Annotated in this window: 11 protein-coding genes; all 11 read left to right on the forward strand. The window is 61.3% G+C overall.

Going from position 1 to position 12474, the window contains the following annotated elements; translation table 11 throughout:
* The first annotated feature begins 27 nt into the window (after positions 1 to 27).
* Positions 28 to 1170, forward strand: coding sequence for an efflux RND transporter periplasmic adaptor subunit (locus NMB39_RS16020; RefSeq protein ID WP_494340448.1), 1143 nt, complete (start codon positions 28 to 30; stop codon positions 1168 to 1170).
* Between the two features lie 6 nt (positions 1171 to 1176).
* Entirely contained in the window at positions 1177 to 4266 is a 3090-nt protein-coding gene (locus NMB39_RS16025) for a multidrug efflux RND transporter permease subunit (protein ID WP_494340447.1), read from the forward strand.
* A 140-nt stretch (positions 4267 to 4406) separates the two neighbouring features.
* Positions 4407 to 4850: a hypothetical protein gene (locus NMB39_RS16030; protein ID WP_494340446.1), complete on the forward strand. Its 444-nt coding sequence runs from the start codon at positions 4407 to 4409 to the stop codon at positions 4848 to 4850.
* Positions 4851 to 4953: 103 nt separating this feature from the next.
* Positions 4954 to 5595, forward strand: a complete 642-nt coding sequence (locus NMB39_RS16035) for a DUF1345 domain-containing protein (protein ID WP_057022478.1) — start codon at positions 4954 to 4956, stop codon at positions 5593 to 5595.
* Positions 5596 to 5669: 74 nt separating this feature from the next.
* On the forward strand, positions 5670 to 6509 hold the full coding sequence (locus tag NMB39_RS16040; RefSeq protein ID WP_057022479.1) for an AraC family transcriptional regulator: 840 nt from the start codon (positions 5670 to 5672) through the stop codon (positions 6507 to 6509).
* Between the two features lie 55 nt (positions 6510 to 6564).
* The gene (locus tag NMB39_RS16045) at positions 6565 to 7164 is read left to right on the forward strand and encodes a LysE family translocator (RefSeq protein ID WP_057022480.1); all 600 of its coding nucleotides are present in this window, start codon (positions 6565 to 6567) and stop codon (positions 7162 to 7164) included.
* 108 nt (positions 7165 to 7272) lie between these two features.
* Positions 7273 to 8334: a LacI family DNA-binding transcriptional regulator gene (locus tag NMB39_RS16050; protein WP_124356115.1), complete on the forward strand. Its 1062-nt coding sequence runs from the start codon at positions 7273 to 7275 to the stop codon at positions 8332 to 8334.
* Positions 8335 to 8417: 83 nt separating this feature from the next.
* On the forward strand, positions 8418 to 9200 hold the full coding sequence (locus NMB39_RS16055) for a sugar phosphate isomerase/epimerase family protein (RefSeq protein ID WP_046067924.1): 783 nt from the start codon (positions 8418 to 8420) through the stop codon (positions 9198 to 9200).
* Entirely contained in the window at positions 9193 to 10134 is a 942-nt protein-coding gene (locus NMB39_RS16060) for a sugar kinase (RefSeq protein ID WP_494340445.1), read from the forward strand. Before NMB39_RS16055 ends, NMB39_RS16060 begins: the two co-directional genes overlap by 8 nt.
* Before the next feature lie 45 nt (positions 10135 to 10179).
* On the forward strand, positions 10180 to 11472 hold the full coding sequence (locus NMB39_RS16065) for an MFS transporter (protein WP_057022484.1): 1293 nt from the start codon (positions 10180 to 10182) through the stop codon (positions 11470 to 11472).
* Positions 11469 to 12446 (forward strand): NAD(P)-dependent oxidoreductase, encoded by a 978-nt coding sequence (locus NMB39_RS16070; RefSeq protein WP_057022485.1) that lies wholly within the window; start codon positions 11469 to 11471, stop codon positions 12444 to 12446. Before NMB39_RS16065 ends, NMB39_RS16070 begins: the two co-directional genes overlap by 4 nt.
* The last annotated feature ends 28 nt before the right edge of the window (positions 12447 to 12474 follow it).

A 12474-nucleotide genomic window follows, 5' to 3' on the forward strand; every position in this document is an offset into this window, starting at 1 on the left:
TGCGCCAGTCAATATTGGGATAAGAGCATGTCGAAGAATCTATTTGCGCCGTTTTGCCTGCTGGCCCTCACACTGGCGCTGAGCGCGTGTGGCCAGTCAGCAGACGAGGCGCCACAAATGCCCCTGGCCAAAGTGCGCATTGAAACCCTGCAGGCCAAGCCCCTGTCCATCACCAACGAACTGAGCGGGCGTATCGCCGCGCCACGGATTGCCGAAGTGCGCGCCCGGGTTGCCGGCGTGGTCATGCAGCGGGTGTTCAACGAAGGGCGCGATGTGAAACAGGGCGACGTGCTGTTCCGTATTGACCCCGCGCCGTTCAAGGCTGACCTGGACAGCGCCCAGGCCAACCTGAGCAAGGCCGAGGCCAATGCCTTCCAGGCACGCTTGCAGGAGCAGCGTTACAGCCAGTTGGTCGAAGGCAACGCCATCAGCGGCCAGGAATACGATAACGCCCGTGCTGCCTTGCGCCAGGCCAACGCCGAAATCGCCGCCAACAAGGCCGCCGTCGAGCGTGCCAAGTTGAACCTGGGCTATGCCACTGTGACGGCGCCGATTTCCGGGCGCATCGGCCGCGCCCTGGTCACCGAGGGCGCGCTGGTCGGCCAGAACGAAGCCACGACGCTGGCGATCATCCAGCAACTGGACCCGATCCACGCTGACCTCACCCAGTCCACCCGAGAGTTGAATGACCTGCGCCGCGCCTTTCGCGCCGGCAGCTTGAAGCAGGTCGGCCAGGACCAGGCCAAGGCCACCCTGATCGAGGATGACGGCAGCCTGTACCCGTTGCCGGGCAAATTGCTGTTCGCCGAGATCAGCGTCGACCCTGGCACCGGGCAGATCACGCTGCGCAGCGAGTTCCCCAACCCGGACCTCGACCTGTTGCCCGGCAGTTTCGTCCGGGTGCGCCTGGAGCAGGCCGTGGACAAGCAAGGCATCAGTGTGCCGCAACGCGCCATCACCCGTGACAGTGCCGGCATCCCGATGGTGCTGCTGCTGGACGCCGAGCAGACCGTCAGCCAGCAACCGGTGGAATTGGGTGCGGTGATCGAGGATCGCTGGATCGTCACCAGCGGCCTCAAGCCCGGCGACCGCATCATCGTCGAGGGCCTGCAACACGCGCGCCCCGGTGAAAAAGTTGAAGTGGACGACAGCCCGCTCGTAAAGGAATAACCCGTCATGCCGCAGTTCTTTATTGACCGCCCGATTTTTGCCTGGGTGGTGGCCCTGTTTATCCTGCTGGCTGGCTTCCTGGCGATCCCGCAGTTGCCGGTAGCCCAGTACCCCAACGTCGCGCCACCGAAGGTGGAAATCTACGCGGTGTACCCAGGTGCTTCGGCCCAGACCCTGGATGAAAGCGTGGTCAGCCTGATCGAGCAGGAGCTCAACGGTGCCGATCACCTGCTGTATTTCGAATCCCAGAGCAGCCTGGGTTCGGCGACGATCACCGCGACCTTCCAGCCGGGCACCGACCCGGAAATGGCCCAGGTGGATGTGCAGAACCGCCTCAAGGTGGTCGAGCCGCGACTGCCGCAAGCCGTGACCCAACAAGGCTTGCAGGTGGAAAAAGTCTCCGCCGGCTTCCTGCTGCTGGTGACCTTGACCTCCAACGACGGCAAGCTTGATGACGTGGCGCTCAGCGATTACCTGGCGCGCAACGTGATGAACGAACTCAAACGCCTGGACGGCGTCGGCAAGGCCCAATTGTATGGCGCCGAACGCGCCATGCGCATCTGGATCGACCCGCAGAAGCTGATCGGTTTCAATCTCACGCCGGCTGACGTCAGCGCCGCGATCAGCGCGCAGAACGCCCAGGTCTCGGCGGGCAGCATCGGTGACTTGCCAGGCACCAATACTCAGGAAATCACCGCGGCGATCCTGGTCAAGGGCCAATTGTCGACCCCTGCGGAGTTCGCCGACATCGTGCTCAAGGCCAACCCCGACGGCTCGACCGTGCGCATCGGTGATGTGGCGCGGGTCGAAGTCGGCAGCCAGGAATACCAGTTCTCTACTCGCCTGAACGGCAAGCCCTCCACCGCCGTCAGCGTGCAATTGTCGCCGGGCGCCAACGCGCTGAGCACCGCAACCCTGGTGCGGGCAAAGATGGACGAACTGTCGCGCTATTTCCCGGCCAATGTGGAATACAAGATCCCCTACGACACCTCGCCGTTCGTCAAGGTCTCGATCACCAAGGTGGTCTACACCTTGCTTGAGGCCATGGCGCTGGTGTTTGCGGTGATGTTCCTGTTCCTGCAGAACGTGCGCTACACCTTGATCCCTACCCTGGTGGTGCCGATTGCGCTGATGGGCACCTTTGCCACCATGCTGTTGCTGGGTTTCTCGATCAACGTACTGACCATGTTCGGCATGGTGCTGGCCATCGGCATCCTGGTGGACGATGCCATCGTGGTGGTGGAAAACGTCGAGCGCATCATGGCCACCGAGGGTCTGTCGCCCAAGGACGCGACGAAAAAAGCCATGGGCCAGATCACCGGGGCCATCATCGGTATCACCCTGGTGCTGGTGGCGGTGTTCCTGCCGATGGCGTTCATGCCAGGTTCCGTGGGGGTGATCTACCAGCAGTTCTCGCTGTCGATGGCCACCTCGATCCTGTTCTCGGCGTTCCTCGCCCTGACCTTGACCCCGGCCCTGTGCGCCACCTTGCTCAAACCAATTGCCAAGGGCGAGCACCACGCCAAAGGCGGTTTCTTCGGCTGGTTCAACAAGAACTTTGACCAACTCACCAATCGCTATGAAGGTTGGGTGGCGTACGCCCTCAAGCGCAGCGGCCGCTACCTGCTGATCTACCTGGTATTGCTGGTGGGTATGGGGCTGCTGTTCAGCCGCCTGCCCTCCTCGTTCCTGCCAGTGGAAGACCAGGGCTACACCATCACCGATATCCAGTTGCCGCCAGGGGCCAGCAAGAACCGTACGGTGCGGGTTGCCGAGCAGATCGAGGCGCATAACGCCGAGGAGCCGGGGGTGGGTGATACCACCATGATCATGGGCTTCAGTTTCTCCGGCGCCGGGCAGAACGCGGCGCTGGCGTTCACCACGCTCAAAGACTGGTCGGAACGCGGCAGCGATGACTCGGCGGCGTCGATTGCCGACCGCGCCAATATGGCCTTCAGCGAACTCAAGGATGCGATTGCCTATGCAGTCCTGCCACCGCCGGTGGACGGCCTCGGCACCTCCAGCGGGTTCGAGTTCCGCTTACAGGATCGCGGTGGCGTCGGCCATGCCGGGTTGATGGCCGCACGTACCGAATTGCTGGACGCGGCGGCGAAAAGCCCGATCCTGGCCAACGTGCGCGAAAGCGCCCTGGCCGAAGCGCCACAAGTGCAGCTGGAAGTCGACCGCAAGCAGGCCAATGCCCTGGGTGTTTCGTTTGCCGACGTCGGCAATGTGCTCTCCTCGGCAATTGGTTCGGCGTATATCAATGACTTCCCCAACCAGGGCCGCATGCAGCGCGTGGTGGTGCAAGCCGAAGGCGACCAGCGCAGCCAGGTCGCCGACCTGATGAAGATCAACGTGCGCAACAACGCCGGCAAGATGGTGCCGCTGTCGGCCTTTGTCGAAGCCAAGTGGACCCAAGGCCCGACACAGCTGACCCGTTACAACGGCTACCCGGCCATCGCCATCAGCGGTGAAGCGGCGCCGGGGCACAGCACCGGCGAGGCCATGGAGGAAATCCAGCGCCTGGTCAGCCAGTTGCCTGCGGGCCTGGGCCAGGAATGGACCGGCTTGTCCTTGCAGGAACGCCTGTCCGGTTCCCAGGCACCGTTGCTGCTGGTGCTGTCGCTGCTGATCGTGTTCCTATGCCTGGCAGCGCTGTATGAAAGCTGGTCGATACCCACCTCGGTGTTGCTGGTGGTGCCCCTGGGTGTGCTGGGTGCGGTCCTGGCCGTGTCCTTGCGTGGCATGCCTAACGATGTGTTCTTCAAGGTCGGCCTGATCACCATCATCGGCCTGTCGGCGAAGAACGCGATCCTGATCATCGAGTTCGCCAAGGACCTGTATGACCAGGGTGAGGACTTGATCGAAGCCACCTTGAAGGCAGCACGGCTGCGGCTGCGGCCGATCATCATGACCTCGCTGGCGTTTATCCTCGGCGTGGTACCGCTGGCGATTGCCACCGGGGCCAGCTCGGCGAGCCAGCAGGCGATTGGTACGGGGGTGATCGGCGGGATGATCACGGCGACGTTGGCAGTGGTGTTCGTGCCGGTGTTTTTTGTGGTGGTGATGAAGTTGGTGCGCAGGCGTCGATAAGGTATTTATGATCTAAGGAATCAAGCTTTTAGACTGTCAATTCTGACAGTATGCAAGAGATTTCTTCCGCGCTAGATTGAGGGTGAATCAACGTTTCTGCACAACAGAAATATCCCTCGATCCAGTCAAGGAGATTGATCATGCTGGGTAAAAATAAGTTTCGACGCACAACGGGCAAGTACGAAAGCGATACTTCGTTAAACCAATCTTACAAATACAGATCAACCAAGGTCAGCATGAAGACCACTGATATCTATCAGGTAAGGGTAGAGACCGAGGACAGTAACTTCTCCGCAGGCCTCCTGAAGGTTTACTTGCTTCTTAGTGCGGACGCTCCCTCACAGGCTGACGCAGCGCCGGTCGGCGATAACGAATTGTTTCAAGTACTCGTCTGGTATCCAGTAGGGAATGATTTCTATCGACTTGACAGCGCGGACAGTGGCCGCGTCACTTATGACTTTAACAGCAACGAGCAAACGTTCAGCGCAACCATCAGTTTTGAAGTTAAAGGTAATAGCTCCGAACCGGGTTATAGCTTTACCAATGGAGCGGTGGAGGTTACAGGCATAGACTCTGACTATTAAAATACTGCAAACATTTGGCTTATCAGGCTGCATTTGGCGCTTTCAAGCACGCACGCGTTCGAATAGGCTTGGGCACTCAGTCCCCCGTGTGTTTTGAGTGCCTATGCCCTTCCTCGCCCGCACCCACCCTCGCCTCTCATCCGCCGCCGTATTGGGCCTCGCCGTCGGCCTCCTGGCCCCGGCCGACACCGTCGCGAGCAAAATCCTCATCGGCTGGAACGCCGGGGTCTGGACTTACCTGGTACTGATGCTGTCGCTGACCATTCGCGCCAAGGCCGAGGACGTCAAGCGCATCGCCGAAATCGAAGACGAGAACGCCGGCCTGGTGCTGTTCATGGTATGCATCGCCGCCATCGCCAGTCTGGCGACCATCACCTTCGAATTGGTGGGGAGCAAGGACCTGGCCAGCTCCGAGCGTTTGTTGCATTACGGCTTTACCGGCTTGACGGTGATCGGCTCATGGTTGCTGATCGGGGTGATTTTCAGCGTGCACTACGCCAGGCTCTATTACACCTGGCAGGGCAAGGAGCCGGCACTGCGCTTTGCCGAAGGCTTGCTCACCCCCAATTACTGGGATTTCCTGTATTTCTCTTTTACCATCGGCGTGGCGGTGCAGACCTCGGACGTGGGCGTTGCGACCCGTGGCCTGCGCAAAGTTGTGCTGGGGCAGTCGTTGATCGGGTTTCTATTCAATACCGCCATCCTGGGGTTTTCGATCAACATCGCCGCCGGGCTGTTCGGCTAGGGCTGCACAAACCTTCTAGACGCTCACACAACCGCCGAGCATGAATACGCTTAACTTTTCCATCTCGGTGGTTTATGGCCGCGCACAATTGGATCGACCTGTCCCAGGACGCCGACACCGGCATCGAGACGTTGCGCGCGCATTTCGAAGGCCACGCCTACGACCCCCATTGGCACGATAGCTACCTGATCGGCGTCACCGAACAAGGCGTGCAGCAGTTCAATTGCCGCCGCACCCGCCATAACAGTGTACCCGGCCAGGTGTTCCTACTGGAGCCCGGCGAGTTGCATGACGGCGACGCACCAACCGTAGATGGCTTCACCTATCACATGCTCTACCTCGACCCGCAATGGCTGGCGCGGGAAGTGAGTGCGGTATTTGAAGAGGCACCTGCCAACAGCCAGTTGAGCTTTGCCAATACCTTGATCTGCGACCCACGCCTGGCGTTGGCCACCAGTCAAGCGTTCCAGTCGCTGCACAGCAGCGAATTGCGCATCGTGCGCCAGCGTGCGATGGACCAGTTGCTGGAGCTCATCACCGGCCAACTTTACTGGCGCACCCGTTATCACCCAGACCCGCGTCTGCCACAGGTGGCCCACAAGGCCCGGGAATATCTGCATGCACATCTGCATCACGACGTGGGTATGGATGAACTGGCGCGGGCCTGCAACGTCGACCGCTTCCGCCTGACCCGTGCCTTCAAGAGCGCCTTCGGCTTGGCACCCCATGCTTATCTGGTGCAACTGCGCCTGGCGCGTGCCCGGCACTTGTTGGCTAAAGGCGAGCCGCCAGCGCAAGTGGCCACTCTGCTGGGCTTTGCCGACCAGAGCCACCTGGGTCGCTGGTTTATGCGCGCCTACGGCCTGACCCCGGCGGCCTATCGCAAACGTTGCTCAAATCTTCCAGACAGGTAGCGCGTGGGTTTGTGAAGCTCGACTCCATCGATTGGTTCATCGGAGTCTCCCCGCCATGCAGTCCGCTTTGTTCCCTTTCATGCTGTTTGCATTCGTCGCCTCCATTACCCCCGGGCCCACCAATATCCTGGTGCTGAGCAATAGCGCCCGTTACGGTTTCAAGGCTGCGCTGCCGATCATTTTCGGTGCCTGCGCGGGAGCTGCGGGGATCGTGCTGCTGGTGGGCTGCGGGATCGGCCAGTCGCTGGTGCAAATGCCCAAGGTGCAAACCGCGATGCAATGGGTCGGCGTAGCCTGGCTGAGTGTCCTGGCCTGGCGAATCTTCAGCGCCCCGGCTCAAGCCATCCAGGCCGATGCCAGGCAGGAACCCTTGGGCCTGTCCGGTGCCGCGGCGTTGCAATTGGTCAACCCTAAGACCTGGGTGATGGCGCTGGCAGTGGTGAGCGTATTTGCGGGTACTGGCGCGCAACGCGAGAGCCAGGTGATGTACCTGTCTTTGGTGTTTTTTCTGATTTCACTCCCCTGCCTGGGTCTGTGGGCACTGCTGGGCTCGGGTTCAGCCCGGATACTGCGGTCGGCCCAAGCCATGCAATGGTTCAATCGCGCGATGGCGCTAGTGCTGCTGGCTGCAACCTGGGTGAGCGTGTTTCGCTGAATACCCGGTCATCCGGTCACGTCCTACAATTTCTTGACGACTTTCCTACTTTAATGGTTTCCTGAAACCGGTTTCAGTCATTCCAATAAGAACAGAAGGTCAATGACCGTGAACAACTTTTCCGCTGCCCAGCGCAGCCGCGTGACCATGCTCGACGTCGCCGAGCGCGCTGGCGTGTCCAAGGCCAGCGTCTCGCGCTTCATCGGCGATGACCGCGCCCTGCTCTCCGATGCCATCGCCCTGCGTATCGAACAGGCCATCGATGAACTCGGCTACCGCCCCAACCAGATGGCCCGCGGCCTCAAGCGGGGGCGCACGCGCCTGATCGGTATGCTGGTGGCCGATATCCGTAACCCCTATTCCATTGCCGTTATGCACGGCGTCGAAACCGCCTGCCGCCAGCACGGCTACAGCCTGGTGGTGTGTAACACCGACCGCGATGACGAGCAGGAGCGCCAGCACCTGGCGGCGTTGCGTTCGTACAACATCGAAGGGCTGATCGTGAACACCCTCGGCCACCACCTCGACCAGCTATTGGAACTGCAACGGGAAATGCCCCTGGTGCTGGTCGACCGCAAGGTCGAGCCCTTGCACAGCGACCTGGTGGGCCTGGATAACCCGGCGGCGGTGTGTATCGCGGTGGAACATCTTGAACAGCAGGGCTACCGCGATGTACTGCTGGTGAGCGAGGCCACCGATGGCACCAGCTCGCGGTTGGAGCGCCTGGAGAGTTTCAAGGCCGAGATTGCCCGGCGCCCAGGCTTGACCGGTGCCGTGGTTGAATTGGATGACGAACTGGAAAGCCGTTTGCAGACCTTTTTGGCCAAGCCCGGCCCCAAGGCGCTTTTTTGCGCCAACGGTGTTGCTGCGCTGGCCTGCACACGTGCGCTCAAGGCATTGGGCTGCGAGCTGTTCAACGATGTCGGTCTGATCGCCCTGGATGACCTGGACTGGTACCCGCTGGTGGGCACCGGCATCACCGCCCTCGCCCAGCCGACACAAGCGATTGGCGCCAGTGCTTTCGACTGCTTGCTCAAGCGCCTGCGCGGCGACACGGCACCAGCCCGCACCCTGGATTTCTTGCCCGAGCTGATTATCCGCGGCTCCACCCAGCTCCCTGTGGGAGGGGGCTTGCTCCCGATGGCGGTATGTCCGTCAGCTTATCTTTAGCTGACCCACTGCTATCGGGAGCAAGCACCCTCTCACATTTGTTCTGTACACGAAAATGAAACCGGTTTCAGAGGTAAACAACAATGCATAAATACCCCGTCTCCATCAGCCTTTCCAGCTACGGCGCCGAGCTTGTGCGCCAGCAGGGCCAATTGAGTTTTGTCGCCTTGCTCAGCGCCGCCGGCGCCCAGCGCATCGAATGGCGTGAAGAGCTGCTGACCAACGAACACCCCGCCACTTTGGCCCAGGCCGCCGCCGAGCAAGGCTTGAACAGCGTGTTTTCGTCGCCCCTGGAACTCTGGGTCGCCGGCCGTGCCCAGCCCAATGCCGAACTCGCTGCAACCCTGGACCGCGCCCAGGCGTTCGGGTCGGGCTGGTTGAAAGTCTCCCTCGGCTACTTCACCGACACCAACGATCTGGAAAGCCTGCACGCCCTGCTCAATCGCCACCCGGTCAAGCTGCTGGTGGAAAACGACCAGACCCTGCACGGTGGGCGCATCGAACCGATGCAGCGGTTTTTCACCGAAGTCGAACGCCTGGGCCTGCCGGTGAAGATGACTTTCGACATCGGCAACTGGCAGTGGCAGGACCAATCCGCGCTCACTGCCGCACGCCTGCTGGGCCGGCATGTGGATTACCTGCACTGCAAGGCCGTGGCCCGCCGCCCGGACGGCAAGCTGGTGGCCTTGCCGCCCGGCGCCACCGACCTGCATCTGTGGGAACAACTGCTCAAGCACATGACTCAAGGTATTACTCGGGCGGTGGAATTTCCGTTGCAGGGCGATGACTTGATCGAGGTCACCGCGCAGCAGGTCGCCACCCTCGCCCACCTTGGCCAACCCCGCGTGGAGAACGCCCATGTCTGAGATCGATATCCTGTCGTTTGGTGAAACCATGGCGATGTTTGTCGCCGAGCAGACCGGCGACCTGGCCCAGGTCGGGCAGTTCCACAAGCGCATTGCCGGCGCCGACAGCAATGTCGCCATTGGTTTGTCGCGCCTGGGGTTCAACGTCGCCTGGCTGAGCCGGGTGGGTAACGACTCCCTTGGGCGTTTTGTGGTCGAGACGCTGAGCAAGGAGGGGCTCGATTGCCGTCATGTCGCGGTCGATCCGCTGCACCCCACCGGTTTTCAACTCAAGTCCCGTGAAGAAGCCGGCGCAGATCCCCAGGTGGAGTACTTCCGCAAAGGCTCGGCGGCCAGTCATTTGTCCATCGCCGATATCAGCCCCGCACTGCTTCAAGCCCGTCATCTGCACGCCACCGGGATTCCACCGGCATTGTCGGATGCCACCCGTGAACTGTCCTTCGAGCTGATGACGCAGATGCGCAAGGCCGGACGCAGCGTGTCGTTCGACCCAAACCTGCGTCCCTCCCTGTGGGCCAGCCAGGCGCAGATGGTCCGTGAAATCAACGCCCTCGCCGGCCTGGCTGACTGGGTATTGCCCGGCCTTGGTGAAGGTCGCTTGCTCACCGGCTTCGACGACCCAGCCGACATCGCCGCGTTCTACCTCGACCAGGGTGCTGAAGCCGTGGCGATCAAGCTCGGTCCCGACGGCGCCTATTACCGCACCCACATGGACCAGGGTTTTGTTGCCGCAGTAAAGGTCGAAACAGTCGTGGACACCGTCGGCGCCGGCGATGGTTTTGCTGTAGGCATGATCAGCGCCCTGCTGGAAAACTCAAGCTTCCCCGACGCGGTGAAGCGCGGTAACTGGATCGGCAGCCGCGCCGTGCAGAGTCGTGGCGATATGGAAGGCTTGCCCAGCCGCAGCGAACTGCCCACACGATCCGTTGCTTGACCCATTACCTGTTGCCACAACTACAACAAGCTCAGGAGCAACCCCATGGAAACCGTGAAACTCGCCACCCGCCGTTGGTGGTACATCATGCCCATCGTTTTTATCACCTACAGCCTGGCCTACCTGGACCGCGCCAACTACGGCTTTGCCGCCGCCTCCGGGATGGCCGAAGACCTGATGATCACCCCGGGCATGTCCTCGCTGCTCGGCGCGCTGTTTTTCCTTGGCTACTTTTTCTTCCAGGTGCCGGGGGCGATCTACGCGCAAAAGCGCAGCGTCAAGAAACTGATTTTCGTCAGCCTGATCCTCTGGGGCGGCCTGGCGACCCTGACCGGCGTGGTGTCCAACGCCTATATGCTGATCGTCATCCGCTTCATGCTCGGGGTGGTCGAAGCGGCGGTAATGCCGGCGATGCTGGTGTACCTGTGCCATTGGTTCACCCGTGCCGAACGCTCGCGGGCCAATACCTTCCTGATCCTCGGCAACCCGGTGACCATGCTGTGGATGTCGGTGGTCTCGGGCTACCTGGTGCAGCATTTCAGCTGGCGCTGGATGTTTATCATCGAGGGTCTGCCGGCGGTGTTGTGGGCGTTTATCTGGTGGAAACTGGCGGATGAAAAACCCGCCGATGCCAAGTGGCTCAGTGAACAGCATAAAAAAGACCTGGAAACCGCCCTCGCCGCCGAACAGGTGGGGATCAAGGCGGTGAAGAATTACGCCGAGGCCTTCCGTTCACCCAAGGTGATCATCCTCGCCCTGCAATTCTTCTGCTGGAGCATCGGCGTGTATGGCTTCGTGCTGTGGCTGCCCTCGATCCTCAAGGCCGGTTTGCAGATGGACATGGTCGAAGCCGGCTGGCTCTCGGCGCTACCCTACCTGGCGGCGGTGATCGGCATGCTGGTGGTGTCGTGGGGCTCGGACAAGCTGCAAAAGCGTAAGCGTTTTGTGTGGCCGCCGTTGCTGATTGCGTCCATCGCCTTCTACGCGTCCTACGTGTTGGGCGCTGAACATTTCTGGTGGTCCTACACCCTGCTGGTGATCGCCGGGGCATGCATGTATGCACCCTACGGCCCGTTCTTCGCCATCGTCCCGGAAATCCTGCCGGCCAACGTCGCCGGTGGCGCCATGGCGCTGATCAACAGCATGGGCGCGCTGGGCTCGTTCGGCGGCTCGTATCTGGTGGGCTACCTCAACAGCAGCACCGGTTCGCCCGGCGCTTCGTATCTGTTGATGAGCGGCGCGCTGCTGCTGTCGGTGGTGCTGACGATTTTCCTCAAGCCCGGCGCCAGTGACCGCTCGCCGGCGCCAACCCTGGAGTTGAAGGTAAAAACCTCATGAAAAAGTCCGTTGTGTTGTACAAGAAGCTCTCCGCGCCGCTGATGGCTCGCCTGCATGAGCAGGCCGAGGTCACGCTGATCGATGCACTGGATGAGACCGGCCTGGCCAAACTGCGCGATGCGCTGCCCGGCGCCCATGGCCTGTTGGGTGCAAGCCTGCGCCTGGACGCCCAGTTGCTCGACCTGGCACCCAAGCTGGAAGCAGTGGCCAGCGTTTCGGTCGGGGTCGACAACTACGACATCGATTACCTGACCCAACGCGGCATCCTGCTCAGCAACACCCCGGATGTGCTCACCGAAACCACCGCCGACACCGGCTTTGCGCTGATCCTGGCGACTGCCCGACGTGTGGTCGAGCTGGCCGACATGGTGCGTGCCGGCCAATGGAACAAGAACATCGGCCCGGCCCACTTCGGCAGCGATGTGCATGGCAAGACATTGGGCATCATCGGCATGGGCCGCATCGGCGAAGCCTTGGCCCAGCGCGGGCATTTTGGCTTCGGCATGCCGGTGATCTACCACAGCCATGCACCCAAGCCGGCCGTGGAGGCGCGCTTTGGCGCGCAGTACCGAAGCCTCCAGGACTTGCTCAAAGAGGCGGATTTTGTCTGCCTGACCCTGCCGCTGACCGCTGAAACCGAGAAGTTGATTGGCACGGAAGAATTCGCGCTGATGGGGCCGGAGACGATCTTTATCAATATTTCACGCGGCAAGGTGGTGGACGAAGCGGCATTGGTTGAAGCGTTGCAGCAACGCACCATCCGGGCGGCGGGATTGGATGTGTTCGAGAAAGAACCGCTCAGCCACGACTCGCCGTTGCTGCGCTTGAACAACGTGGTGGCGACGCCGCATATCGGCTCGGCCACCCATGAAACGCGGGAGGCGATGGCCAAGTGTGCGGTGGATAATCTGCTGCAGGCCTTGTCGGGTGAGCGGCCACAAAACCTGGTGAACGCGGCTGTCTGGAAACAGTGAACCCATGTGGGAGGGAGCCCACTCCCAC

The sequence above is a fragment of the Pseudomonas sp. FBCC-B545 genome (assembly GCF_059134095.1).

What these genes read in the sequence shown, in the direction of transcription:
- NMB39_RS16020 (WP_494340448.1), top strand. Translation starts at nt 28, where the DNA reads ATGTCGAAGAATCTATTTGCGCCGTTTTGCCTGCTGGCCCTCACACTG.
- NMB39_RS16025 (WP_494340447.1), top strand. Translation starts at nt 1,177, where the DNA reads ATGCCGCAGTTCTTTATTGACCGCCCGATTTTTGCCTGGGTGGTGGCC.
- NMB39_RS16030 (WP_494340446.1), top strand. Translation starts at nt 4,407, where the DNA reads ATGCTGGGTAAAAATAAGTTTCGACGCACAACGGGCAAGTACGAAAGC.
- NMB39_RS16035 (WP_057022478.1), top strand. Translation starts at nt 4,954, where the DNA reads ATGCCCTTCCTCGCCCGCACCCACCCTCGCCTCTCATCCGCCGCCGTA.
- NMB39_RS16040 (WP_057022479.1), top strand. Translation starts at nt 5,670, where the DNA reads ATGGCCGCGCACAATTGGATCGACCTGTCCCAGGACGCCGACACCGGC.
- NMB39_RS16045 (WP_057022480.1), top strand. Translation starts at nt 6,565, where the DNA reads ATGCAGTCCGCTTTGTTCCCTTTCATGCTGTTTGCATTCGTCGCCTCC.
- NMB39_RS16055 (WP_046067924.1), top strand. Translation starts at nt 8,418, where the DNA reads ATGCATAAATACCCCGTCTCCATCAGCCTTTCCAGCTACGGCGCCGAG.
- NMB39_RS16060 (WP_494340445.1), top strand. Translation starts at nt 9,193, where the DNA reads ATGTCTGAGATCGATATCCTGTCGTTTGGTGAAACCATGGCGATGTTT.
- NMB39_RS16065 (WP_057022484.1), top strand. Translation starts at nt 10,180, where the DNA reads ATGGAAACCGTGAAACTCGCCACCCGCCGTTGGTGGTACATCATGCCC.
- NMB39_RS16070 (WP_057022485.1), top strand. Translation starts at nt 11,469, where the DNA reads ATGAAAAAGTCCGTTGTGTTGTACAAGAAGCTCTCCGCGCCGCTGATG.